General features: G+C 73.6%; 28 protein-coding genes. 17 read left to right on the top strand and 11 right to left on the bottom strand.

Translation table 11 applies throughout. The features are described from left to right. Positions 1–83: 83 nt before the first annotated feature. On the bottom strand, positions 84–1,739 hold the full coding sequence (cdgB, locus tag K7G61_RS19200) for a diguanylate cyclase CdgB (RefSeq protein ID WP_225848107.1): 1,656 nt from the start codon (positions 1,737–1,739) through the stop codon (positions 84–86). A gap of 383 nt (positions 1,740–2,122) precedes the next feature. Here cdgB and K7G61_RS19195 point away from each other — a divergent pair, with 383 nt between their 5' ends. Continuing rightward, entirely contained in the window at positions 2,123–2,635 is a 513-nt protein-coding gene (locus K7G61_RS19195) for a flavin reductase family protein (protein WP_225848162.1), read from the top strand. A 71-nt stretch (positions 2,636–2,706) separates the two neighbouring features. Here the strand turns inward: K7G61_RS19195 and arfB are convergent, their stop codons facing one another. Continuing rightward, positions 2,707–3,132: an alternative ribosome rescue aminoacyl-tRNA hydrolase ArfB gene (arfB, locus tag K7G61_RS19190; RefSeq protein WP_225848106.1), complete on the bottom strand. Its 426-nt coding sequence runs from the start codon at positions 3,130–3,132 to the stop codon at positions 2,707–2,709. Positions 3,133–3,272: 140 nt separating this feature from the next. Here arfB and K7G61_RS19185 point away from each other — a divergent pair, with 140 nt between their 5' ends. The 3 genes from K7G61_RS19185 (at position 3,273) to K7G61_RS19170 (ending at position 5,723) form a co-directional block, all read left to right on the top strand. Next, positions 3,273–3,848, top strand: a complete 576-nt coding sequence (locus K7G61_RS19185; protein WP_225848105.1) for a TerD family protein — start codon at positions 3,273–3,275, stop codon at positions 3,846–3,848. A 293-nt stretch (positions 3,849–4,141) separates the two neighbouring features. Continuing rightward, positions 4,142–4,597, top strand: a complete 456-nt coding sequence (locus K7G61_RS19175; protein ID WP_225848104.1) for a tellurite resistance TerB family protein — start codon at positions 4,142–4,144, stop codon at positions 4,595–4,597. 118 nt (positions 4,598–4,715) lie between these two features. Continuing rightward, entirely contained in the window at positions 4,716–5,723 is a 1,008-nt protein-coding gene (locus K7G61_RS19170; RefSeq protein WP_225848103.1) for a LuxR C-terminal-related transcriptional regulator, read from the top strand. Positions 5,724–6,263: 540 nt separating this feature from the next. Here the strand turns inward: K7G61_RS19170 and K7G61_RS19165 are convergent. Then, on the bottom strand, positions 6,264–7,436 hold the full coding sequence (locus tag K7G61_RS19165; protein WP_374204166.1) for an MFS transporter: 1,173 nt from the start codon (positions 7,434–7,436) through the stop codon (positions 6,264–6,266). A gap of 72 nt (positions 7,437–7,508) precedes the next feature. Beyond that, positions 7,509–8,102, bottom strand: a complete 594-nt coding sequence (locus K7G61_RS19160; protein ID WP_225848102.1) for a TetR/AcrR family transcriptional regulator — start codon at positions 8,100–8,102, stop codon at positions 7,509–7,511. A gap of 110 nt (positions 8,103–8,212) precedes the next feature. Here K7G61_RS19160 and K7G61_RS19155 point away from each other — a divergent pair, with 110 nt between their 5' ends. The 4 genes from K7G61_RS19155 (at position 8,213) to htpX (ending at position 10,679) form a co-directional block, all read left to right on the top strand. After that, positions 8,213–8,515 carry a putative quinol monooxygenase gene (locus tag K7G61_RS19155; RefSeq protein WP_225848101.1) on the top strand — a complete coding sequence of 101 codons (303 nt, stop codon included), beginning with the start codon at positions 8,213–8,215 and terminating at the stop codon, positions 8,513–8,515. A gap of 208 nt (positions 8,516–8,723) precedes the next feature. Then, positions 8,724–9,491, top strand: a complete 768-nt coding sequence (locus K7G61_RS19150) for a PspA/IM30 family protein (RefSeq protein WP_225848160.1) — start codon at positions 8,724–8,726, stop codon at positions 9,489–9,491. A 2-nt stretch (positions 9,492–9,493) separates the two neighbouring features. Continuing rightward, complete coding sequence (locus K7G61_RS19145; protein WP_374204165.1) at positions 9,494–9,766, top strand: hypothetical protein; 273 nt, start codon at positions 9,494–9,496, stop codon at positions 9,764–9,766. A gap of 4 nt (positions 9,767–9,770) precedes the next feature. Further along, complete coding sequence (gene htpX, locus K7G61_RS19140; RefSeq protein WP_225848099.1) at positions 9,771–10,679, top strand: zinc metalloprotease HtpX; 909 nt, start codon at positions 9,771–9,773, stop codon at positions 10,677–10,679. A 157-nt stretch (positions 10,680–10,836) separates the two neighbouring features. Here htpX and K7G61_RS19135 read toward each other — a convergent pair whose 3' ends face one another. Together K7G61_RS19135 and K7G61_RS19130 are read right to left on the bottom strand one after the other, a co-directional pair. Continuing rightward, a complete protein-coding gene (locus K7G61_RS19135; protein ID WP_225848098.1) occupies positions 10,837–11,532 on the bottom strand; it encodes a type 1 glutamine amidotransferase domain-containing protein in 696 nt (231 codons plus the stop codon). Positions 11,533–11,779: 247 nt separating this feature from the next. After that, complete coding sequence (locus K7G61_RS19130; RefSeq protein WP_225848097.1) at positions 11,780–12,169, bottom strand: SgcJ/EcaC family oxidoreductase; 390 nt, start codon at positions 12,167–12,169, stop codon at positions 11,780–11,782. Between the two features lie 93 nt (positions 12,170–12,262). Between K7G61_RS19130 and K7G61_RS19125 the strand changes: the two genes are divergently transcribed. Continuing rightward, positions 12,263–12,895 (top strand): TetR/AcrR family transcriptional regulator, encoded by a 633-nt coding sequence (locus K7G61_RS19125; RefSeq protein WP_225848096.1) that lies wholly within the window; start codon positions 12,263–12,265, stop codon positions 12,893–12,895. Positions 12,896–13,055: 160 nt separating this feature from the next. Here K7G61_RS19125 and K7G61_RS19120 read toward each other — a convergent pair whose 3' ends face one another. Beyond that, a complete protein-coding gene (locus tag K7G61_RS19120) occupies positions 13,056–13,343 on the bottom strand; it encodes a muconolactone Delta-isomerase family protein (protein ID WP_225848095.1) in 288 nt (95 codons plus the stop codon). Between the two features lie 388 nt (positions 13,344–13,731). On the opposite strand from K7G61_RS19120, the gene K7G61_RS19115 reads away from it, so the two are divergent. Both K7G61_RS19115 and K7G61_RS19110 read left to right on the top strand, forming a co-directional pair. Beyond that, the gene (locus K7G61_RS19115) at positions 13,732–14,445 is read left to right on the top strand and encodes an SDR family NAD(P)-dependent oxidoreductase (protein ID WP_225848094.1); all 714 of its coding nucleotides are present in this window, start codon (positions 13,732–13,734) and stop codon (positions 14,443–14,445) included. Between the two features lie 109 nt (positions 14,446–14,554). Next, positions 14,555–15,115: an NADPH-dependent FMN reductase gene (locus K7G61_RS19110; RefSeq protein WP_225848093.1), complete on the top strand. Its 561-nt coding sequence runs from the start codon at positions 14,555–14,557 to the stop codon at positions 15,113–15,115. Positions 15,116–15,198: 83 nt separating this feature from the next. Here the strand turns inward: K7G61_RS19110 and K7G61_RS19105 are convergent, their stop codons facing one another. Continuing rightward, the gene (locus tag K7G61_RS19105) at positions 15,199–15,573 is read right to left on the bottom strand and encodes a nuclear transport factor 2 family protein (RefSeq protein WP_225848092.1); all 375 of its coding nucleotides are present in this window, start codon (positions 15,571–15,573) and stop codon (positions 15,199–15,201) included. Here K7G61_RS19105 and K7G61_RS19100 point away from each other — a divergent pair. From K7G61_RS19100 to K7G61_RS19075, 6 genes are all read left to right on the top strand, one after another. Further along, on the top strand, positions 15,572–15,727 hold the full coding sequence (locus K7G61_RS19100; RefSeq protein WP_225848091.1) for a hypothetical protein: 156 nt from the start codon (positions 15,572–15,574) through the stop codon (positions 15,725–15,727). The genes K7G61_RS19105 and K7G61_RS19100 overlap by 2 nt on opposite strands. A 298-nt stretch (positions 15,728–16,025) precedes the next feature. Continuing rightward, entirely contained in the window at positions 16,026–16,643 is a 618-nt protein-coding gene (locus tag K7G61_RS19095) for a VOC family protein (RefSeq protein WP_308190667.1), read from the top strand. 155 nt (positions 16,644–16,798) lie between these two features. After that, the gene (locus K7G61_RS19090) at positions 16,799–17,713 is read left to right on the top strand and encodes a LysR family transcriptional regulator (protein WP_225848090.1); all 915 of its coding nucleotides are present in this window, start codon (positions 16,799–16,801) and stop codon (positions 17,711–17,713) included. A 184-nt stretch (positions 17,714–17,897) separates the two neighbouring features. After that, on the top strand, positions 17,898–19,190 hold the full coding sequence (locus K7G61_RS19085; RefSeq protein ID WP_225848159.1) for a YbfB/YjiJ family MFS transporter: 1,293 nt from the start codon (positions 17,898–17,900) through the stop codon (positions 19,188–19,190). After that, positions 19,187–19,615, top strand: a complete 429-nt coding sequence (locus tag K7G61_RS19080) for a VOC family protein (RefSeq protein WP_225848089.1) — start codon at positions 19,187–19,189, stop codon at positions 19,613–19,615. Before K7G61_RS19085 ends, K7G61_RS19080 begins: the two co-directional genes overlap by 4 nt. A gap of 109 nt (positions 19,616–19,724) precedes the next feature. After that, complete coding sequence (locus tag K7G61_RS19075; RefSeq protein WP_225848088.1) at positions 19,725–20,438, top strand: SDR family NAD(P)-dependent oxidoreductase; 714 nt, start codon at positions 19,725–19,727, stop codon at positions 20,436–20,438. 76 nt (positions 20,439–20,514) lie between these two features. Here the strand turns inward: K7G61_RS19075 and K7G61_RS19070 are convergent, their stop codons facing one another. From K7G61_RS19070 to K7G61_RS19060, 3 genes are all read right to left on the bottom strand, one after another. Then, the gene (locus K7G61_RS19070) at positions 20,515–20,871 is read right to left on the bottom strand and encodes an STAS domain-containing protein (protein WP_225848087.1); all 357 of its coding nucleotides are present in this window, start codon (positions 20,869–20,871) and stop codon (positions 20,515–20,517) included. Positions 20,872–21,113: 242 nt separating this feature from the next. Further along, entirely contained in the window at positions 21,114–22,337 is a 1,224-nt protein-coding gene (locus tag K7G61_RS19065) for a PP2C family protein-serine/threonine phosphatase (RefSeq protein ID WP_225848086.1), read from the bottom strand. 218 nt (positions 22,338–22,555) lie between these two features. Beyond that, on the bottom strand, positions 22,556–23,203 hold the full coding sequence (locus K7G61_RS19060) for an ATP-binding protein (RefSeq protein WP_225848085.1): 648 nt from the start codon (positions 23,201–23,203) through the stop codon (positions 22,556–22,558). Positions 23,204–23,446: the final 243 nt, after the last annotated feature.

Below are 23,446 nucleotides of genomic sequence, written 5' to 3'. Positions count from 1 at the left end.
CCCAGAGCGATCCGCTCTACGCCGCAAGGTGGACCCTCCCCCGCCCGCGCGGCCGTCCGCGGCCCGGGGCGGACCCCTCGGGGTCAGCCCGCCCTGCGGTGGTTCGGCTTCGCCGACCGGCTGCGCTTCTCCACGTACATCCGCTGGTCGGCCGAGTGGAGGACCTCCTCGGCGGTCATGCCGCAGCCGGCCCAGCCGATGCCGAAGCTGGCGCCGACGCGGACCGAGCGGCCGTCCACCCGGATCGGCGGGACGATCGCGTTGCGCAGGCGCACGGCGAGGTCGGCCGCGTCGGCGGGGGCGAGGCCGTCGGCGAGGACGACGAACTCGTCGCCGCCGAGCCTGGCAACGGTGTCGCCGTCGCGGACCGCGCCGGTCAGGCGGCGGGCGACCTCGATGAGGACCGCGTCACCGGCGTGGTGCCCGTACCGGTCGTTGATCAGCTTGAAGCCGTCGAGGTCGCAGAAGAGGACCGCCAGCCCCTTGCCCGCCGCCTCGTCGTTCTCGTCCGGCGTCACGGCGTGGGTGTGCGAGTCGAGCGCGCCGAGGGGGGCGGCGAGTTCGTCCGGCCCGTAGCCGTAGCTGAAGGCGAACTCGTCCAGGTCCTCGGGATCGGCGGCCGCCGCGGCCGCCGCGGCCGCGTCCTTGTCGTGCGGCCTGCCGCACAGCCGGGACGACAGCCGGGCCCGCAGCTCGGCGCTGTTGGGCAGACCGGTCAGCGAGTCGTGGCTGGCCCGGTGGGCGAGCTGCAGTTCGCGGCTCTTGCGCTCCTCGATGTCCTCGACGTGCGTGAGCAGGAAGCGCGGCCCGTCGGCGGTGTCGGCGACCACCGAGTTGCGCAGGGACACCCAGACGTAGCTGCCGTCCCGCCGGGCGAGCCGCAGTTCGGCCCGGCCGCCCTCGGCGGAGGTGCGCAGCAGCAGCCCCACGTCCTCGGGGTGCACCAGGTCGGAGAAGGAGTAGCGCCTCATCACCGACGCCGAGCGGCCCAGCAGCCGGCACAGCGCGTCGTTGGCCCGCAGCAGCTTCCCGTGCTGGTCACCGCCCATCTCGGCGATGGCCATGCCGCTGGGCGCGTACTCGAACGCCTGCCGGAAGCTCTCCTCGCTCGCGCGCAGCGCCTGCTGGTCGCGCTCCAGCCGCACCAGCGCGCGTTGCATGTTGGCGCGCATGCGGGCGTTGCTGATGGCTATGCCGGCCTGGAAGGCGTACATCTGCAGCGCCTCGCAGCCCCACGGCCCGGGGTGGCGGCCGTTGGCCGGCCGGTCGACGGATATCACGCCGATCAGGTCGCTGCCGGCGCTCTGCGAGGAGTACATGGGCGCGTACAGCCGGTCGCCGGGGTGCCACTCGTCGGGGAAGCGCGGCAGCGGGCCCTCGCTGTGCCACTGCGGCACGTCGTCGTCGATCAGCACCCAGCCCTCGGTGTGCGGGATGAACCGCAGGGCGCCCCAGCGCTCCCCCATGGCCAGCCGCCGCTCCCAGGACGCGCGCGAGCCGACCCGGCCGGCCAGCAGCGCCTCCCCCGCCGGGCTCCCGGCGAACGCGGCCACCACGAGGTCGCCGTCCGGACGCACCAGGTTGACGGCGGCCAGCTCGTAGCCCAGCCCGCGGACCACCCCGTCGGCGACTGCCTGCAGGGTGTCGGCGAGACTGCGTGCCGTGTTGAGATCCGCCACGACCTTGTGGAGCCGACGCAAGGTCGAGAGGCGGACGTACGGCTCCGACTCGGTGTCCATGCCCCCTCCGCGTCGTCGACGGCTTCCGGTCCGATGGTGGTGGTGGCCGGTCCGCGGTCTTCCCGGTCGCTTCCGTGCGGTCGCCGCGGGTGCGGCGGGCGCCCGCGCCATCGCTTGCGCGTACGCACTCACCCGATGACACGGCCACTGAATCACAGCGAGCTGTGCAACCGGTACACAGGGTCAACAATTCCCGCGCCTTGTGATCCAAGTCACACCATCAGGTAAGCAGTTGAATACAGAACGTATATCCTCTGGTGGGTGGCGGACCTAGGACCCCCGTCCTGCGGTTCTGGTCCCGCAGCCCGATGCCCGCATTCCTACCGGGCCGTAACGTGAGGTGCGTGCTGCAGACCTCGCCGGGACGGCATCCTGGGACCACCATGGGTCAGACCGTCAACATCGATGACTTCCGCGCCGCCATGGCCCGCCTCGCCGCGGGCGTCGTCCTCGTCACCGCGCACGACCCCGAGGACGGCCCGCGCGGCGAGGACGTGGGCATGACGGCCACCGCCTTCATGTCCGTCTCCCTGGAGCCGCCGCTGGTCCTGGTGAGCGTACGGATCGGCTCGCGGATGGACGACCTCCTCGAACGCCAGGAGCGGTGGGCGGTGTCCGTACTCAGCGAGAGCCAGCGGCACATCGCCGGGCGCTTCGCGCTGCGCGGGCGGATCAGCGACCGGCTCCTGTTCGAGGACATCGCGTACTACCGCGGCGAGGAGTCCGGCGCGCCGGTCCTCGGCGGCGCGCTGGCGATACTCGAGTGCGAGACCGAGCAGCGGGTGCCGGCCGGCGACCACACCCTGATCATCGGCCGTGTCCTGACCGCCCGCACGCCGAGCGCGGACGGCGGCCCGCTCACCTACTTCCGCGGCCGGTACCGGTACCTGGGGTAGCCGCTCGCCCTGAGACCGGGGACGCGCGCGGCTGGTGCGGCCGGTCCTGCGCACGGCCGGTCCGCGCGCGGCTAGTCCCACGTGCGGCCGCGGCCCCGCTTCGTCTCGCCGCGCGCCTTCTTGGTGCGCAGCCGGTGCTCGTTGACCCCCCGCGGGACGCGGGTGGGGCGGCGGGGCCTGGGCGGAGGGGCGGTCGCCTCGGCGAGGAGGGCGGCCAGCCGGGCCGCCGCGGTCTCGCGGTTGCGCCACTGCGAGCGGTGCTCGGACGCCGTGACGATCAGCACCCCGTCGGTCAGCCGGCCGGCGAGCCTTTCGAGCGCGCGCTGCTTCCACACCGGCGGCAGCGACGGCGTGCCGGCCAGGTCGAACCGCAACTCGGCGCGCGAGTCGGAGGTGTTGACGTGCTGGCCGCCGGGCCCGGAGGACCTGGAGAAGCGCCACGTCAGCTCCGCCTCCGGCACGGCGACCGAACCGCGGATGAGCAGTGGCCCGGACATGGCTCCATGATCCCGCGCGTCCGGCCGCCCGTCACGGGGGTTTCGCCACCGGTCGCGGAACCATCCGGGGCGGGCGCCGCGTATGGAGGGGTGACGGTAGTTTCGTCGGCAACACCCGCGACCACAAAAGGGGACTTCCCATGGCGGTAAGCCTGTCCAAGGGCGGCAACGTCTCGCTCACCAAGGAGGCGCCCGGTCTGACGGCCGTGACTGTCGGCCTCGGCTGGGACGTCCGGACCACCACCGGAACGGACTTCGACCTCGACGCCAGCGCCATCGCCGTCAACGCGACCGGCAAGGTCTACTCGGACGCCCACTTCGTCTTCTTCAACAACAAGCAGACGCCGGACCAGACCATCGTGCACACCGGGGACAACCGGACCGGCCAGGGCGAGGGCGACGACGAGCAGATCAACGTCAACCTCGCCGGGCTGCCCGCCGACATCGACAAGATCGTCTTCCCGGTGTCGATCTACGACGCCGACAGCCGCAACCAGAACTTCGGCCAGGTGCGCAACGCCTACATCCGCATCATCAACCAGGCCGGCGGCGCCGAGATCGCCCGCTACGACCTGAGCGAGGACGCCGCCACCGAGACCGCCATGGTCTTCGGCGAGCTGTACCGCAACGGCGCCGAGTGGAAGTTCCGCGCGGTCGGTCAGGGCTACGCCTCGGGCCTGGTCGGCATCGCCACGGACTTCGGCGTCACCGTCTGACGCCCCGGACGCCCCGGACGCCCCGGACGCCCCGGACGCCCCGGACGCCCCGGACGCCGTCCGGCACCCGGCACCCGGCATCCGTCGTCCGCCGCCCGCACGGCCCCCGGCCGCCCCGCCTCGCGCGAGGTGAGCGGGGGCCGCTGCCGTCCGCGGGGACCCCGCTCCGGGACCCCTGTTCCGGGCTTTTGGGAACTGCTTTACCCTCCCGGAGAGTTGTCGTCAGCGAAAGGCCGCTCGCGTGCGGCGGCCCGCCGACGACCCCGAGAACGACGTACGAGGAGAGACCCGCGATGCCCCTGTGGGACCGGTTCAAGGAATCCGCCCAGACCATGCAGGCCCAGCTCAACGCGAAGAAGAACGACCTGAAGAGCGGGGCGTTCCGGGACGCGAGCATGGCCATGTGCGCGCTGGTGGCCGCGGCCGACGGCTCGGTCGACCCGGCCGAGCGGCAGCGTGTGGCCGCGCTGATCGCGAGCAACGAGGTGCTGCAGAACTTCCCCGCCATGGACCTCCAGCGCCGCTTCGACGACTACCTGGGCAAGCTGACCGCCGACTTCGACTTCGGCAAGGTCTCGGTCCTCCAGGAGATCGCCAAGGTGCAGAAGAAGCCGGCCGAGGCCCGGGCGGTGATCCAGATCGGGATCGTGATCGGCGGCGCGGACGGCACGTTCGACAAGACCGAGCAGGGCGTGGTGCGCGAGGCGTGCTACGCGGTCGGGCTGAACCCGGCGGAGTTCGACCTGTGAGCGGCTGACCCGCCGCGGCGCCGCCGCCCGCCGGCGCCCCGGCGGGCCCGGGTGTCCGACCACGTGGGTATGGTCGGAGGCCACGGGGAGGGAGTGCGGCGGTTCGAGGGGGCGTCCCATGCCAGAAGACGAGGAGCAGCACGCTCTCGCGGTCTACCAGGTCCTCCGCGCGCAGGGCGGCCTCGCACGCGCCCGCGTCGCCAAGGCGGCGGGTCTGGACGAGGCGCAGGCCGGCCGCGGCGTGGCCAGGCTGGCCGAGCTCGGCCTGGTCAAGGAGACCGACGGCACGCTCGAACCGGTCGAGCCGGACACCGCGCTGGTCCGCACCCTTGACGCCTACCGGCTGAACGCGGCGGAGCACGCCCGCGCACAGGTCCACATGGAGGGGCTGACCCGCTCCCTGGTGACGGTGTACCGCCCGGCCGTCGCCCGCGAGAACTCCCACGTGGACATCGAGTACGTCACCGAGCCCCGCCGCAAGATGCGCGTCATGTCCGAGCTGGACGCCACCGTCCGCGAGACCTCGGACGCACTCCACCCCACCGGCATGGCACCGATGGAGGTGCTGGAGGAGTCGCTGGAGCGGGACGCGGAGATGATCGGCCGCGGCGTGCAGGTGCGGAACATCTACGACCGGTCCGTGCTGCACAACCCGCGGCACGCCCGCTACCTGGAACGCCTGGCGGAGGCGGGCATCCGCGTGCGCCTGATCGACCACGGCCCGGCCGACCTGGTGATCTACGACCGGCTCGTGGTCTGCGTGACCACGGACCCGGACCGGCCCTCCGGCGGGATGATCGTGGTCCGCGGCTCGATGCTCGTGAAGATCCACCTGGCGACGTTCGAGGACTACTGGCTGCGGTCCGAGCCGTACGAGCGGGGGCTGGAGGCCCGCGGCGGCACCCAGCTGACCCCGCAGGAGCGGGTGGTGGTCCGCCTCATGGCCGGCGGGCTCAGCGACGACCGGATAGCCCGCAGGATGGGCATCCACCGCCGCACGGTGCAGCGCACGGTCGCCAAGCTGATGGAGCGCCTGGGCGCGGCGAGCCGGTTCGAGGCGGGGCTGCGGCTGGCGCAGGACCCGGAGTTCGCGCGCGCGGTGCGGCGCGAGCCCGCGAACCGCTGACGGCGGGTCGCCGGGTCGCGGGGCGGTCGGACGCGCAGCGCGCACCGCGCACCGCCGGGCTCGTGACCTCGCTGGCGGCCGCTCGTAACCCTGCGGGCGAAGCTGGGCAGCGAGCGGCCGCCGGAGGCAGTGGGGGTCGGCGGGCCGGCCGGGCCCCCACGCGCCGCCAAGCGTTTCCCCCCCGGGACACCGGGCGAGCAATCCGGTTTCTTGGCGCTTGACGGCACCGGCCGCGGTGGCTCGGGGATACCGCGACCAGCCGGCACCTTGCGGGTGCCTGCGGCACTCTCGGTAGACGGGGAGTCACGCCTCGAAGTGCCGTAAGAGATTGGTACCCGATCAGCCCCGGCCCTGCCTACCGGAAATCCGGCCCGCGGTAGGTCACTTCCGCTCACGAACCGGTTCCGACCTGTGCCTTCCCGTTCATGAGCCGACTCGTGTCCAAAAAGGGACAGCTACCAATCTGGACACCTCCGGAACGGATCGCGCCGCACCGCCGGTTCGCCCGGCTCGTGTGCACGGCGGCGTGCGTGGGACGGGTCACCGCCGGGGGCGCGCCGCGGCCCGCAGCAGCCGCGCCGCGGGGACGGCGGCCAGCACGAGGGCCAGGGCCGCGTAGCCGTACGCCAGGCTCGCCCCGGTGGCGATGGAGGCGACGAGCAACGGGCCGCCCGCGTCGCCCAGTTCGCGGCCGAGTTCGGCGGTGCCCATGGTCCGGCCGAGGCGCTCCTTGGGCGTCGAGGCGGCCAGCCACGCGAAGCCGAGGGGGGTGATCAGGCCGGTGCCGACACCGGTCAGGGCGGCGCCCAGCAGGACACCGGCGGGTCCCGGCAGGGTCGCGCAGGCCAGGCCCGCGGCGGCGGTCAGCAGGCCGGCCGTGATCCCCGCGGAGGCCGTCAGCCGCCCGGTGTCGAGGGCGCGCCCGGCACGCGGCTGGACGACGGCGGCGCAGGCGGCGAGCACGGACACGGCCGCGCCGGTCGCCACCGCCCCCATCCCCGCGGCCCGGCCGGACACCGGAAGGAAGCCCACCCCGGCCGACAGCGCGGCCGTGGCCCCGGCCAGAGCCGCGGTGGGGGCCAGGAAGGAGGGTTCGGCCAGGCGCCGCGCCAGGTCGAGGACCGTCTGCCGGGCACGCGGCAGCGGCGGTACGCGGGGCACGGCCGCCGCGGCCCAGCCCCCGACGGCCAGCGCCAGCCCGGTGAGCACCGTGAACAGCAGCCGCAAGCCCCCGGCCCACACCAGTACGCCGCCGAGCAGCGGCCCCAGCGTGTAGCCGACCGACTTCCAGAAGCCGTAGCCGCCGAAGGCCCGCCCCTGCCGGGCGGCCGGGTTGAGCCGCGCCACGAGCGCGGACGCGGCCGGGGAGAACGCCGAGGCGGCCGCGCCCTGCCCGAGCCGCGCCGCCCACAGCCACCCCTGGCCGCCGGCCAGGGCGTACACCCCGGACGCCGCCGCGAACGCGGCGAGGCCGCCGAGCAGGACGGCCCGGCCGCCGATCCGGTCGGCGAGCGACCCGAAGACCGGCTTGAGCACGACCTCGGCCCCGTCGTACAGCGCCAGCAGCGCGCCCAGCGTCATCAGCGACGTCACCGAGCCGGCCGACCGGGCGCCGAGCGTGGCGGCCACCCCGTGCGCGCCGAAGGCGGTCGTGAACCCGGCGGCGTACAGTGCCGCCACCGTGCCGCGCCCGGGTGTCCTGTCGTCGCCCACGCCCCGAATGTAGTGCCGCGCCCGGCCGTTCCCGGCGCCCGGGAGGGCGGCGCCGGCACGGGCGGCAGCGCGTCAGCGCGGCGGCCAGGCGCTGAGGGCGATGCCGGCGACGTGCTCCAGGTCGGCGCGGGAGGCGCCATCCCGCGCCTGGGCGGACATGCCCTGCAGGACGGCCGAGTAGAAGGTCGCCAGGGCGTGCGCGTCGGTGCCGGGCGGCAGTTCGCCGGAGCGCACGGCGGCGGAGATCCGGTCGTGCAGCGCGCGTTTCCCGGCGGCGCGCAGGTCCCGCAGCCGGGCGGCGACGTCCGCCGACTGCTCGGTGCAGTTGGTCGCCGCGGTGATCAGCAGGCACCCGGGCGGGTGGTCGGGCCTGGTGTACGCGGCGGCCGCCTCGTACAGCAGGCGTTCGACGGCGGCGCCGGCGCGCGGCTCCCGCTCCAGGACGGACATGGTGAAGGCGCCGTAGGTGTGCAGGTAGCGGTCGAGCGCTTCGAGGAAGAGGGTCCGCTTGTCGCCGAAGGCCGCGTAGAGGCTGGCCGGGCCGATGCCCAGGGCGGTGGTGAGCGCGGACACCGACGTGGCCTCGTAGCCGCGCTCCCAGAACACGTCGACCGCCCGGTCCAGTGCCTGGTCGCGGTCGAACGACCGGGGTCGTCCCGTCCTCATGCGCCAATTCTAAAGCGATCGTTCGGGAAGTGGGCTACGCTCCTTCTGGAGCGATCGTTACAGAAGTGATCGTTACAGAAGTGATCGGCACAGAAGTGGGGAGCGCGCCCGTGGTGACCGTTGGCCTGCACATCCGCATCGAGGCGAAGCCGGACCGGGCGGCGGACGTCGAAGCAGTCCTGAGATCGGCGCTGGACCAGGTACGCGAGGAGGAGGCGACGGCGGTCTGGGTCGCCGCGCGCCTCGGGCCGACGACGTTCGCCGTCTTCGACGCCTTCGCCGACGAGGCCGGCCGCCGGGCTCACCTGGACGCCTACGGCGGCGCCCTGCGCGAGGCGGCCGGCGAACTGTTCGCCCGGCCGCCCGCGGTCGAGTTCGCCGACATCCTCTGCGCCAAGCTGCCCGGCTCGTAACAGCCCCCGACAGCTCCCATGAAGCCGCCTGCCGCACGCCGCGGGGAGGGGGAGCGGCGTGCGGCAGGCCGCCCGGCGGGGGGGCCCGGCCCGGTGCCGCCGTGCCCGATCGCGCCCATGGGTGGAAAGTGGAGATAGCAGGCCGTATCGGTAGGGCCGGCTGTCGATCCGCTGGGGAGTGAGGGCCGTGGCGAGCATCGCGCACCGCATGGCGGAACTGTTCCGGATCAAGGCCCACAAGGCCCTGGACAGGGCCGAGGACCCGCGGGAGGTGTTGGACTACTCCTACCAGCGGCAGCTCGAACTGCTGCAGCAGGTGCGGCGGGGCGTGGCCGACGTCGCCACCAGCCGCAAGCGCGTCGAGCTGCAGATACGCAACCTGGAGGGGGCCGACGGCAAGCTGCGGGAGCAGGCCCGGCAGGCGCTGTCGACCGGTCGCGAGGACCTGGCCCGCGACGCGCTGACCCGGCGTACCACCGTGACCGAGCAGCTCACCGGCCTGCAAGGACAGCATGCCGCGCTGCGGGACGAGGAGGAGAAGCTGACCCTCGCCTCGCAGCGGCTCCAGGCGAAGGTGGACGCCTTCCGGACCCGCAAGGAGACGATCAAGGCCGGCTACACCGCCGCCGAGGCCCGGAGCCGCGTGACCGAGGCCGTCACCGGGATCGGCGAGGAGATGGGGGATGTGGGGCTCGCCGTCCAGCGGGCCCAGGACAGGACCGAGGAACTCCAGGCCCGGGCCGGCGCCCTCGACGAGCTCGTCGCCTCCGGCGCGCTGGAGGACGCCACCGCGCCGGCCGGACACGACGACATCCAGGCCGAGCTGGACCGGGCCGCGGCCGGCCGGGACGTGGAGCGGGAACTGGCCGCGATGCGGGAGCGGCTCGCCGTGGGCCCCGGCGGGCCGGCCGCGGACGAGGCGGCACACGGCGGGCGCGCGGACACGGCCGGCCGGGACGACGAGGCACCGTCATGATCATGCGCATCCTCGGAGAGGGCCAGTACGAGATCGCCGACGCGCACCTGGCCGAGCTCAACGAACTGGACGCCGCACTGCAGTCGGCCGCCGACCGCGGCGACGAGGCCGCGTTCGCCGCCGGGCTGCGGACCCTGCTGGCCGCCGTACGCGCCCGCGGCACCCCCCTGCCGGACGACGCCATCGTGCCGTCCGACCTCATCCTGCCCGGCGAGGAGTCCACCCTGCGCGAGGTGCGCGAGCTGCTGGCCGGCGAAGGCCTGATCCCGGGGTGATGACATGCGCAGCCGTTTCGCTCCCGACCGGCAGCTGACCGCCCGCATGGGCGTCACGCTGTTCCTGCTGGGACTGGTGTACGTGGCGTTCGTCGCCGTGCTGATCGCGCTCCTGCACTCCTGGGTGCTGGTGGTGGTCATCGCCGCCGGGCTGCTGGCCGTGCAGTACTGGTTCTCCGACCGCATCGCGCTGATGGCGATGCACGGCCGTCCGGTCGGCGAGGAGGAGGAGCCGCAGCTGCACGGAATCATCGACCGGCTGTGCGCGACCGCGGACATGCCCAAGCCGCGGGTGGCCGTCTCCCCGATACCGATGCCGAACGCGTTCGCCACCGGCCGCAACGCCGATCACGCGGTCGTCTGCGTCACCGCCGGGCTGCAGCGGCGCCTGGAGACCGACGAGCTGGAGGGCGTGCTGGCCCACGAGCTGTCCCATGTCGCGCACCGCGACGTGGCGGTGATCACGATCGCCTCGTTCCTGGGGGTGATCGCCGGGCTGCTGGTGCGTTTCGCCTTCTACTCCGAGCTGTTCGGCGGACGCGGCCGCCGCGACGACCAGAACACCGCGGCGCTGCTGCTGGCCGTCATGGCCGTCTCCGCCCTCGTGTACGCCCTGAGCTTCCTGCTGATCCGGGCCCTGTCCCGCTACCGGGAACTGGCGGCGGACCGGGCCGGCGTCATGCTCACCGGCAAACCCTCCGCGCTGGCCTCCGCGCTGACCAAGGTCACCGGCGACATCGCCCGCATCCCGACCGAGGACCTGCGCACCGCCCAGTCGTTCAACGCCTTCTTCTTCACCCCCGCCCTCGGTCCCGGCACGGTCGTGGCCAACCTCTTCTCCACCCACCCCACCCTGGAGCGCCGGCTGGACCAGCTCGCGCGGATCTCGGTCGAACTGGGCCGGCCCGACTGAGCCGCCGCGTTCCGATCGAAGCCCGGGGTTCCCGTCGGCCCGTCGGCCCATCGGCCCATCGGCCCATCGGTCGTCCCGCCGCCGGTGGCCACGGGATCCCGCGGCGGGGCGAGCGGCGGGGTGACCGACGGACGGGCGAGTCACCCGCGGGCGGCTCTCACCCGAGGACTTCCAGCAGCCGGTCCGCCAGGACGTCCGCCGAGTGCGGGTTCTGGCCGGTGATGAGGTTGCGGTCCTCCACCCGGTACGGCTCCCAGATGGGGCCGCGGCTGAAGTTCACGCCGATCTTCTCCTGGATTTCCGTCTCCAGGAGCCACGGCGCCCGGGGCGCGAGGCCGACGGCTTCCTCCTCCTCGTTGGTGAAGCACGTGACGTCGTACCCCTTGAAGGGGGACTCGCCGTGGATCCTGGTGGCAAGGATCGCGGAGGGCGCGTGGCACACGATCGCCAGCGGCTTGCCGGAGGCGAGCTGCGCGGTCAGCAGCCGGCCCGCGTCGGCGTCGAACGCGAGATCCGCCATCGGGCCGTGGCCGCCGGGCAGGTACACCGCGTCGTAGTCCTCAAGACGGACGTCCGACAGCTTCAGCGGCCGCCGCATGACCTCCGCGGAGCGGATGATGGCCTCCAGTTCCAGAGCGCCGTCCTCACCGCCGGCCATGGACGGGCGCAGGCTCATCATGTCCACGTTCGGCGTCACGCCACCGGGCGTCCCCACGGTGACGTCGTGCCCGGCTTCGGTGACCTTCTTGTACGGCATCGCGAACTCCTCGGCCCAGTAGCCGGTCGCGTACCGTGTGCCGTCCTTCAGAACCCAGTAAGTGGCCCCGCTGACTATGAAAAGAATTCTCGCCATTGCGTTCAGCCTCCTGGCTGCTCCCGAGCGATTGGGGCCCAACCGCTCCCACCGTAGGCACAGGGCACACCCGCCGCATGTGGACGAGGACGGCCCGGCGCCCGCGGGCCGCGCCCGGCGGCGGTCGGCGGCGCCCGGCGGCGCCCGGCGGCGGTCGGCAGCGGTCGGCAGCGGTCGGCAGCCGGCAGTCAGCGGCAGTCAGCGGCAGTCAGCGGCAGTCAGCGGCAGTCAGCGAACGGTCCGTCGCTCAGGACTGCGTCATGACGGGCGAGACGTGGTACTGGCGGATCCGCCACCTCGCCCCTTCCCCCGCCCCTTCCCGTACGAGGACGAGCGACATGTACAGGTGGGCCTGCCACCCGTGCGGGTCCCGGATCGTGACGTCGGCGAAACCGCCCGCCGTGTCCTCACCGATCGCGTACGTGTGCAGGACCGTCCCGTCGGTGGTGCGGTCCGTGGGAACGGCCTCGTAGTACGCGCGCACGGCGTCGCGGCCGGCGGTCGGTACGGGCCCGAAGCCCTGGAAGAGGGCGTCGGCGGTGAAGAGTTCGGCCATGGCGTCCGCGTCGTGGCTGTCGAACGCGGACCTCCAGTCGGCGAGTGCGGCGTGCATCGGGTGGGTGGTCGCGGGGCTCATGACGGGCTGCCTTTCGTGCGGGTGTGCGTGGAGGGGGGCGGTCGTAGACGACCGGTCTAGTAAAGAATATACGACCGGTCGTAAACTGGACTCATGGGACGGACCAGTGATGCCAGGCGGAAGATCCTCGAAGCGGCGCAGTCACTCATGGAGCAGCGGGGCTACTCCGCGCTGGGGGTGGCCGAGATCTGCAAGGCCGCGGCGGTGCCCAAGGGCAGCTTCTACTACTTCTTCGAGTCCAAGGAGGCCCTCGCGCTGGCCGTTCTGGACGAGCAGTGGGCGGCCCAGCGGCGGGACTGGGCGGCCGTACTGGGCGACACGTCGCTGGAACCGCTGCCGCGGCTGCGCCGGCTGTTCGAGCTCACCGAGGCCGCTCAGCTCGCCGGCCAGCGGGACTGCGGCACCGTCTCGGGCTGCATGTTCGGCAACCTCACGCTGGAGATGAGCAACCAGACCGAGGTGGTCCGCGCCCGGCTGCAGCAGATCTTCGACGCGCAGGTGGACATGGTCGAGGCGGTCGTCGCCGAGGCGCTGGCCCGCGGCGAGGTGGCGGTGGCCGACGTGCACGAGGCCGCCCGCTCGGTCGTGGCCCAGTTGGAGGGCCAGGTGCTGTTCGCCAAGCTCTACAACAACACCGGCCGGCTGAACGCCCTCTGGGCGAACTGCCGGGCGCTGCTCGGCGCCGACGCGCACCTCGTGGCGCCGGGCGCCCGCCAGGCCCGGTGACGAGGGCCGCGGCAGCCGCGTGACGGGACCGGCGCCGCGGCACGGGCGGGCGGAACCGGGGCGACGGGACCGGGGCGACGGGACCGGCGGAACGGGAGCGGGCGACGGGACCGGGCGCCCGCGGTGACCGCCCGCGCGGACCGGCGCCCGCGGACGGGCCTCACCTGCCGGGGTCGTTGGGGTGGGACTCCAGCGGGGTGACGGTCGCGGTCATCCACGGGCGCAGCGGCAGCGTGCCCAGCACCTTCTCGTGCAGCTCGGCCTCGTCCTCGGCCAGCCACACACCGAGGCTGCGCAGCTCGCCGACCGGACGCCACAGCCGCGCCAGGTGACCGGCCGCCGCCAGCTCCCGCGCCCGCACCGCCTCGGCGGCCCGCCGCTCGGCGACCTCCTCGGGGCTCGTCCCCTCCGGGATCGTTGTGACGAGCTGGACCAGAAACTCTCGCATGACGCTCTCCGACTCGATAAGGGCGCCCCGCACCTGCGGGGACGCCGAGGATGCTCTGCCCTGACAGCATTACGCCGGGCCGGGGAGCCGGGCCATGACCGGCTGCCTCTCTCCTGGGAGGCCGAACCTCCCACGGCCCGCCGTCCTGTGGCACGCTTCCGGGGGCGGTCGGTCCCGGGTCGCGGCCGCGCGCGACGCCCATCTCCGCTCCGACCTGCACTGGGAGCTTTCTCCTCATACGTAGGAGGAACCCGGTCCTGTGCGGACCCCCTCTGACCTTTGACTTCACCGGGCCCGAGTGCGTTAACTGCCAATAGTCGACCGAACGTCTACAAAGGCCGGCAGCACATCATCCCACCTCACCCTCCTCATCCCATCGAAGGTCACCATGAGCTCTCAGAACCAGAAGGTCGCAGTCGTCACCGGAGCCTCGCAGGGCATCGGCGCGGGCGTGGCCGAGGCCTACCGCAAGCTCGGCTACGGCGTCGTCGCCACCTCTCGTACGATCGCCCCGAGCAGCGACCCGGACCTCGTCACCGTCCGCGGCGACATCTCCGACCCGGCCACCGCCGAGCGCGTCATCGCCGCCGCCGTCGAGCGGTTCGGCCGTGTCGACACGCTGGTCAACAACGCCGGCATCTTCGTCGCCAAGCCCTTCACCGACTACACGCCGGAGGACTACGCGGCCGTGACCGGTGTGAACCTCGGCGGCTTCTTCCGCATCACGCAGCTGGCCGTCGAGCGGATGCTCGCCCAGGGCGGCGGGCACATCGTGTCCATCACCACCAGCCTGGTCGACAGCGCCGACTCGCGGGTCCCGTCCGTGCTGGCCTCGCTGACCAAGGGCGGGCTGCAGTCCGCGACGAAGTCGCTGGCCATCGAGTACGCCGGGCGCGGCATCCGCGTCAACGCCGTCTCCCCGGGCACCATCAAGACCCCGATGCACCCCGAGGAGAACCACGAGTTCCTCTCCGCCCTGCACCCCGTCGGCCGCATGGGCGAGGAGAGCGACATCGTGGACGCGGTGGTCTACCTGGAGAACGCCCCCTTCGTCACCGGCGAGATCCTCCACGTCGACGGCGGCATGAGCGCGGGCCACTGACCCCCCGCTCCCCGCGCCCCCGATCCGGGCGGCGAACTCCCGCCGCCCGGGCGCCAGTCGAGTCCACGAGACATCCACGGGTCCAGGACCCGCATCGAAAGGCTTTGGCATGACCAAGATCGGCATAATCCTCGGCAGCACCCGGCCCGGCCGCAACGGCGAGGCCGTGGCCCGCTGGGTCCACGACGTGGCCAAGCGGCGCGGCGACGCCGAGTTCGAGCTGATCGACCTGCTCGACCACCCGCTTCCCCACCTGGACGAGGCCGTTCCGCCGCTGATGGCCCAGTACGCCAAGCAGCACACGCGGGAGTGGGCGGACACGATCGCCGCGTACGACGGCTTCATCATGGTGACGCCCGAGTACAACCACTCCACGTCAGGGGTGCTGAAGAACGCCATCGACTACCTCTTCGCGGAGTGGAACCACAAGGCCGTCGGCTTCGTCTCCTACGGCTCGCTCGGCGGCGCCCGCGCGGTCGAGCACCTGCGCCTGATCGCCGGCGAGCTGCACATGGCCGACGTGCGCGCGCAGGTGGCCCTGTCCCTCGTCCACGACTTCGTGAACTTCAGCGAGTTCAAGCCCGGCGACCACCAGGTCGAGGCCCTGAACACCACGATCGACCAGGTCGTCGCCTGGAGCGAGGCACTCGCTCCGCTGCGCGCGAAGTAACGGCCCCCGAGGGGACGCCCGCGCGGCGGGCGTCCCCGGCCGTCCGGTCCGTGAAGGGAGACGGCCGAGGCCGTGGGCAGGGGTCAGGGCAGCAGGGACACCTGGTAGTGCGCGATGGACCAGCCGTCCGCCAGGCGCCTGAGCAGCAGGCCGAGGTTGACGCTCAGCGGCGCCCGGTCGGTGAAGGAGAACACCACGCCCTGGTAGCCGAGCAGCAGGTCGTCGGCGAACCGCCGCGTCTCCAGGATCTCGTAGGCCGCGGTCAGTCCCAGCGGCTGGGACGCGTAGTACTCGGCGATGCCCCGCCGCCCGACGGTGTACGGGTGCAGCCCCTGGAAGATGGCGTCCTCGGTGAAGCAGGCGGCGACGCGCTCGGGTTCGTGCGCGTCGACACCCGCCTTCCACTCGTCGAGGACGCCTCGCAGAATCGCCTGGTCGTCTGCTGCCGTGCCGGTCATGCGGACCCTCCTGTCGGTCGGATACGGGCGGTTCGCCGTACGCGGGCGGTTCGCCGTACGCGGGCGGTTCGCCGTACGCGGGCGGTTCGCCGTACGCGGGCGGGCGGCGGCGCGGGACCGCCGGGTCCCGGCGCCCGGCGCGCGGCACCCATGAGGGATCCTGCCGTGTCCGCGCCGGCCGGCGCGCGCACGGCGCCGTGTGTCGCACGGGACCCCCGGGGGCGCGGAGCACGCGCCGGCCGGGGGCCGGGCCCTCCGCGTGCGACCGGTCGGACGCCCGTCTAGCTTGGGAACTGGCCTAGCTTGGGAACTGGCCGGCTCAGCACGTTCACCATCGACCATCGCCGCCCCGCCGGAAGAGGACCGGCGCGCGGCGGACGGCGACCGGGTGCCCGCGAAGGCAGGGCGGGGCACCGGTACGAGGTCGAGTACCGGAAACGGAGACGCGAGTCATGGACATGAAACTGGAGGTCGTCGTCGTACCGGTGTCCGACGTCGACCGGGCCAAGGACTTCTACACCTCGCTGGGCTGGCGGCTGGACGCGGACGTCTCGCCCGAGGACGGCTACCGGGTGGTGCAGATGACGCCGCCCGGTTCGCCGGCGTCGGTGATCTTCGGCGCCTCGGTCACGGAGCAGCCGCCCGGTTCGGCCCGGGGGCTGCACCTGGTGACCGACGACATCGAGGCGGCCCACGAGGAGTTGAAGCGGCGTGGCGCGGACCCGAGCGAGGTCTTCCACGACGTGAGCGGGATCTTCCACCACGCCGGTACCGACGGCCGGGTGCCAGGACCCGATCCGCGGCGCGGCAGCTACGGCTCGTTCCTGTCGTTCAGCGATCCGGACGGCAACGGCTGGATCGTGCAGGAGATCACCGAACGGCTGCCGGGCCGGCTGGATCCGGCGGTCACCTCCTTCTCCTCGGCCGACGACCTCGCCGCCGCGCTGCGGCGCGCGGCGGCGGCGCACGGCGAGCACGAGGCGCGCATCGGCGCCGAGGACCCGGACTGGCCGGACTGGTACGCGACGTACATGGTCCGCGAGCAGGCCGGGACCGGATCGCCGTCGTAAACGCGCCGTGCCGGCGGCCGGGCACGGGGACGCCGGACACCACGTCATCGCGATCGGCGGGAGCGCCGGACCCGGCGGCGTCGTGTCCGGCGGAGCGCCGCCCGGGGGCGTCGGCGCCGGTCGGTGGGGCTCCGCGCCGCACGTAGCATGGGCGTGTGGAACTGCGCCAGTTGCGGTATTTCGTCGCCGTCGCCGAGGAGCTGAACTTCGGCCGGGCGGCCGGTCGGCTGCTGATCGCCGGGCCTTCGCTGTCCCAGCAGATCAAGGCCCTCGAACGCGACCTCGGGGTGCGCCTGTTCGACCGCGACCGCCGGTCGGTCGGCCTCACGCCGGCCGGGGCGGCGCTTCTGCCGCGCGTGCGCGCGCTGCTGGACAACGCCGACGACCTGCGCCGGCAGGCGGCGCGGCTCGCCGGTTCCGAAGCGGTGCGACTGGGCTACGTCAACTGGCTGCCGGCGGACCTGACCGCACGGACCTCGACCGTGGCGCAGGTGCACGTCGACACCTGGGTCGCGCCCTCGCACACGCAGGCCGACCGGGTCGCGGGCGGCAGCCTCGACCTCGCGGTGTGCTGGACGCGCCGCGAGGACCTGGACGCGCGGAATCTCGACGCCCGGCTGCTCGGCGCCGACCGGCTGTACGCGGTCGCCGTCGGCCACGAGGCGCGCGAGGTGCGGGCCCGTGACGTCCTCGTCCTGCTGGACGACGACGCGGCGACCTGGAGCTCCTGGAACGTCTACGCCGAGCAGTTCGCCCGCGACACCGGCGCCCGCACGGTCCGCATCTCCGACGGCGGCGTCACCGGACCGGCGTTCTTCGAGCATGTGCGCCGGGCGGGCCGGCCGGTCCTCAACTCGCCCAAGGGCCAGACCACTCCCCTTCCGCCCGAGCTGGTGGCGTGTCCTGTGGTCGAGCCGAAGCCCTACTGGACCTGGTCCCTGGTGTGGCGGCGCGGCGAGGTGCGCGCGGCCGTGCTGGACACCGTGAAGGCCCTGACCGACGGCGTGGGCGACCTGGGCGTCCAGGCTTCCGGCGCCTGGCTGCCGGACGACGACCCGTACCGTCCGTAGCCGCTTGGGAGGCTGAGGCTCGCAGCAGCGAGGAAGCCGGTCGTGGCCCCCCGCCGGGCCGCGGGAGCAGCCTGAGGGCATGCCACACGCGGAGCACTTCACGGAGGGGACACCGGGCGCCGGCGGCGCGCTCCCGGCCCCCTGGCGACACGTCGGGCAGGCCGCCGCCGCGCTCGCGACGGGAATGGGCGTGGGCCGCTTCGTCTACACCCCGATCCTCCCGCTGATGCACGCGCAGGCCGGCCTGTCGGCCGGGGCGGGCGCGAACCTGGCCACCGCCAACTACGTCGGCTACCTGATCGGCGCCCTCGCCGGGACCTTCCTGCCGCGGCTGGTGCGTTCGGCGGCCGTGCTGCGCCTCGGCATGGTCGCGCTGATCGGGTCCCTGGCCGCGATGCCGCTGACCCACAGCACCGGCGTGTGGGTGCTGCTCAGGCTGGGCGCGGGGGTGTTCAGCGCGCTGATCTTCGTCATCACCGCCGGCGCGCTGCTCAGCCACCTGCGCGCGCACCCCGCGCACTTGTCCGGGTGGGCGTTCGGAGGGGTCGGCGGCGGCATCGCCCTGTCGGGTCTGCTCGTCCTGGCACTGCGGACGGTCGGCACCTGGCAGAGCGCGTGGTGGGCCTCCGCGGCCCTGGCCGCGGCGCTCACCGCCGCCGCCTGGGGCCTGCGACCCGAACCAAGCCCCGAACCGGCTTCGGCACCGGCCCCCGAACCGCCGCCCGGGCCCGCCGCCGCACAAGCGGCACGGGCAGGCGCCTCCGGCGACTCCGGGACCCCGGCAGCCCCCGGCGTCCGCACCCACCGATGGTTCAGCGCGCTGTTCGCGTCGTACACCCTGGAGGGGATCGGCTACATCATCGCGGGCACCTTCCTGGTCGCGGCCATCGGGCAGTCCTCGCCCGGCTGGATAGGCAGCGGCGCCTGGGTGCTGGTGGGGCTGGCGGCTGTTCCGTCGTCCGCGCTGTGGGCCTGGCTCGGAGGCCGGTGGTCGCGTCCTGACCTGCTGCTCGCCGCGCTCGTCGTGCAGGCGGTGGGCATCGCGCTGCCCGCGCTGGTCGGCGCGGTCACCGCAGCGCTGGTCTCCGCGGTGCTCTTCGGCTCGACGTTCATCGGCGTGAGCACGCTGGCCCTCGCGACGGGCGCGCACCTGCGGTTCCCCCGCGCCGTGGCCCTGCTGACCGCCGGATACTCGGTCGGCCAGATCGCCGGGCCGCTGGTCGTCACCCCGTTGCTGCACCACGGCTACCACCAGGCGCTGCTCCTGGCCTCGTCGGTCGTGCTGACCGCGGCGCTGGCCGCCCTGGTCCTGCGCGCCGGATTCCCGCACCACATGCCGGGCGCGCCGAACACGCCGAACACGCCGGCGCCCGGGCATGCGCCGGTGCGCGCCGCCGCGGCCCGGCCCGTGGAGCGGCGGGCCGCCGGGCCCGCGGCCGAGGACGTCCCTTCGCACCGGGAGGACCACACCGTATGAGCGACCGCATGGGCACGTTCACCGGCGTCGCGCACATCGCCCTCGTGGTGCGCGACATGGCCGCCAGCGTCGACTGGTACCGGCGCGCGCTCGGGTTCCGGCCCGTCGGCGAGGTGATGCCCGGGCCGGCCGGCGTCGGGCACCCGCGGCAGCTCATGCGTCATGCCGACAGCGCGCTCGTCCTCGCCGTGCACGAACCGCTGCGCCGCAGCGGCGACATGTTCGACCCGTCCCGCACCGGACTGGACCACATCTCGCTCACCGTCCGCGACCGCGCCGCCCTCGACCGCTGGACCCGGCACCTGGACGCCCTGGGAGTGCCCCGCTCGCCGGTACGGGACACCGGCTACGCGTGGTTCGTCTCCGTGACCGACCCGGACGGCATCGCCTGGGAGCTGTGGGCCGCCGCACCGGGCGCCGGGTGAACCAGGGGCGGCCACGCCGTACGCCCATTGCACGTACATTGCGCGTACCGCGTGGGGACACGCCGCCCGGTGCGCCCGCCCGCCGGCGGGGGAGGCCGAGAATCCGGCCATGGACACCGCGCCGAAAGTCGCCGTCATCACCGGGGCGTCCCGGGGCATCGGGGAAGCCCTCGTCACGGCCTACCGCGGGCTCGGCTACGCGGTGACCGCGATCGCCCGCTCGATCCGGCCTTCGCACGATCCCGGCGTGCTCGCCCTGCCCGCCGACATCACCGAGCGCGGGGCCGGCGCCCGGCTGGTGGACGCGGCGGTCGGGCGCTTCGGCCGCGTGGACACCCTGGTCAACAACGCGGGGATCTTCGTCTCCAAACCCTTCACCGAGTACACCGACGAGGACTTCGAGAAGGTGACCGCGGTGAACCTGCGCGGCTTCTTCGAGCTCTCGCGCGCCGCGATCGGCGCGATGCTCTCCCGGGAGGGCGGCGGACACGTGGTGAACATCTCCACCAGCCTGGTCGACAACGCCGACGCCGAGGTGAACGGGGCGCTCGCCTCGCTGACCAAGGGCGGCCTGAACGCCGTCACCAAGTCGCTGGCGATCGAGTACGCCACCCGCGGGATCCGGGTGAACGCCGTCTCCCTGGGCGTGATCCGCACCCCGATGCACCCGACCGACCCGGACGGTTTCCAGGCCGCGCGCCACCCCGTGGGCCGCATGGGCGAGATCGACGACGTCGTGCGCGCCATCCTCTACCTGGAGCGGGCCCCGTTCGTGACCGGCGAGATCTCGCACGTCGACGGCGGCCAGAGCGCGGGCCACTGACCCACCGGCGCCCCCGGCCGGCCCGGGTCCGGTCGAGCGCGCGCAGCACCGGCCCCCGCCGCCCGTGGCCCGGTGGTCAGTTGAGGCCGGGGCGGGTGCCGCCGGGGGGTTGCGGCTGGAGGAGGGGGAGGATGCCGCTGAGGTGGAGGACCCGTTCGACCACGCCCTGGGCGCCGGTGACGCTCAGGGATCCGCCGTGGTCACGGGCGCGCTGGTAGCAGGTCAGCAGGGCGTGGATGCCGGTCGAGTCCATGAAGGTGACACCGGACAGGTCGATGGCCACGTGGGTGCCCCAGGGGGCGCGGGCCTCCCGTATCGCCTGGTGCAGCACGGCGACCGAGTCGAGGTCGATCTCGCCGGTCAACGTGAGGGCCAGGGTGCCGGCGCGGTAGGCGACCCTTACGTCCAGCCCGGCCATGTCGTCTCTCCCCACGCCTGCGCCCCCGCCTTCCCTGGCCTGACCTGGCCTTCCCTGGCCCGGCCGTTCACTGTCCCGTCCGCCGGGAGCACCGGAGCCGCCGTCCCGGGAGGTGATTGTAAAGATCGCGGATCCGGGGTGCGACGCTCTGCCCGCCACCGCGCGAGCCGGTGCCGTACCGGTCGGTACGGGTATGCATACAGACACGAATACGCACGAACATGGTCACGTACGAACACCGAGGCGTACACATACGGTCACGGGTCAGTGCGCGGGTGCCACTCCATGATCATGAGGGCCGCGTCGTCGCGCAGCTGGTGGTCGTTGTGGTCCAGGATCGCGTGCAGCAGGCGGCGGGTGGTCTCCTGCGTGGGTTCGCCCGCCGCGGTGGCGCGGATGACGAAGTCGGCCAAGCGCCGCTCGCCGAAGACCTCCCCGGTCGGGGACCGGGCCTCGGTGATGCCGTCGGTGTGGAGCAGGACCCGGTCGCCGGGCTGCAGCACGACGCGGTGGGGGGCGCTCTCGCGCGGACCGCGGTCCCCCACGCCCAGGGGAAGGGCGGGCTCGCGTTCCAGGGCGCCGGTGACGATCCCCCGGTCGCGGACGAGCAGTGGCGGCGGGTGGCCGCGGTTGACCCACTCCAGCGCGCCGGTGGCCAGGTCGAGGTGTGCGAAGACGCCGGTGAGCATCCGCCCCGGCACCCAGCGGGCCAGCTCCCGGTCGACGCCGGCGACGATGTCGGACAGGGTGCCGCCGGCGCGGCGCGTGGCCCGGCAGCCGGCCAGGGCCACCGCTGAGGCCAGGCCCGAGACCAGGTCGTGGCCCATGGCGTCGACCAGGGCCAGGTGCAGCATGCCCGTGGTCAGGGTGTGGTCGAAGGCGTCCCCGGCGATCTCGTAGGCGGGTTCCAGCAGCGCGGTGGAGGTCACCTGGCCGTTGCCTATCGTCGGCGGCGGCAGGAAGGCCCACACCATTTCCGCCGCCACGCGCATGGGCCTGCTCCGTGCGGCGCGGGCCAGTTCGTCGCTGTGAGCCGCGTGCGAGGCGATCAGCAACGCGGTCACCGAGGCCAGCGCACGGCACCCTTCGAGCACCTCGGCGGTCGCCTCCCGGACGGCCACGCCCATGACACCGACGCGGGCCCGTCCGTTGACGACCGGCAGCCACAGGGCGGGCCGGCCGTGGTCCGAGGTCTGCGTCGACGTCGTACGGTAGGCCCGCCCGGCGAGCGTGCCCTCCATCGCCACCGGCCGGCTCGGCTCGCCGTCACTACCGCGGCTGCCCGGCAGCGGCACCAGGTCGCGCTGCTGCAGATCGGCCAGGTAGACCTCCGCGGACAGCAGGCCCATCTCCCGGGCCGCACGGGAGACCAGCTCCGCCAACTGCCCCGAATCGCTGGTGTGCGCCCGTTCCAGCAGCCGTCTCATCGCCGCCGCGAAAGCGGAGTCCTCCATGCCTGTCATGCCTGTCACACCCGCCATGCCCGCCATGCTCCCCGCCCCCGCCCGTCGCCCGCAGACGCGGATGCGAACACGAATACGAATGCGAACGCAGACGAGCATACGGCCGCGGGAGAGCCGGGGCGACAGAAGAGCCGGGGCGGGAAGAGCAGGGGCGGGAAGAGCCGGGGCGGGAAGAGCAGGGGCGGGAAGGAGCCGGGGCGGGAAGGAGCCGGGGCGGGAAGGAGCCGGGGCTGCGGCTACCGTGCCTCGCGCTCCGCGGGCCACGGCAGGTCGGCGCGGATCTCCTTGCCGCCGGGCAGCGGCACGACGGTCAACGAGGTGGCCAGCGCCTGGAGCATGGGCCAGCCCAGACCGCCCTGGCCGTCCAGCCGCGGCACCCGTCCGGGCGGGGGCACACACGCGGTGCCGGTGTCGCGGACCACGATCCGCACCAGGCCCTCCTGGTGGGTCATCACCAGCACGCCCGGTCCCGCGGTGTGCCGCACCACATTGGTGACGAGTTCCGAGACCGCCAGGAGGATGTCGCCGGCTGCCCGGTCGTCGGCCGAGGGATGGGCGGCCTCCAGCGCGCCGAGGAAGTGCTTCGCGGCGTCACGGGCCATGCCGACGCTTCCCGGCTGCCCCTCGAAGGAGTGACGGAGTACGAGGCCGTCCCCGCCGTCCCCGCCGCCCTTCGGGTCTTCGCGGTCCCCGGCACGACCGCGGTCCCCGGCACGACCGCGGTCCCTGCCGCCGCTGCGGTCCCTGCCGCCGTCCCCGCGGTCCTCGCCGTCCCCGCTGTCCCTGCCGCCGTCCCCTCGGTCCTCGCCGTCCCTGCGGTCCTCGCCGTCCCTGCGGTCCAGGCGCAGGACACCTTCCTCCCGCTCCCCACCAGGATTTGCCACCTCGGCCCCCCCACACACAGCTCGGCCGCCTGCCGACGTCGTTCCGCAGACGTGAGGCGACCGGCTCGTGAGCGGCGCCCGGCAGCCACCACGTATCCGTATGCCCTGACAACCCGGCGCAAACCAAGGACGCCGGCGGGAACCACCTGGGCGGGTGCGCGTTGTCCGGTCAGGGGGTGGGCCGGCCGGACCCGGCCTCCCCGAACCGTTCCGAACCGGCCGGAAATGCCCCTCGCCCCCTCT

The sequence above is a fragment of the Streptomyces sp. HPF1205 genome (genome assembly GCF_020400825.1).
In the GTDB taxonomy this organism is placed as follows: Bacteria; Actinomycetota; Actinomycetes; order Streptomycetales; family Streptomycetaceae; genus Actinacidiphila.
The sequence above is the reverse complement of the archived record's forward strand: the minus strand, read 5'-3'. Positions and strand labels throughout refer to the sequence as shown.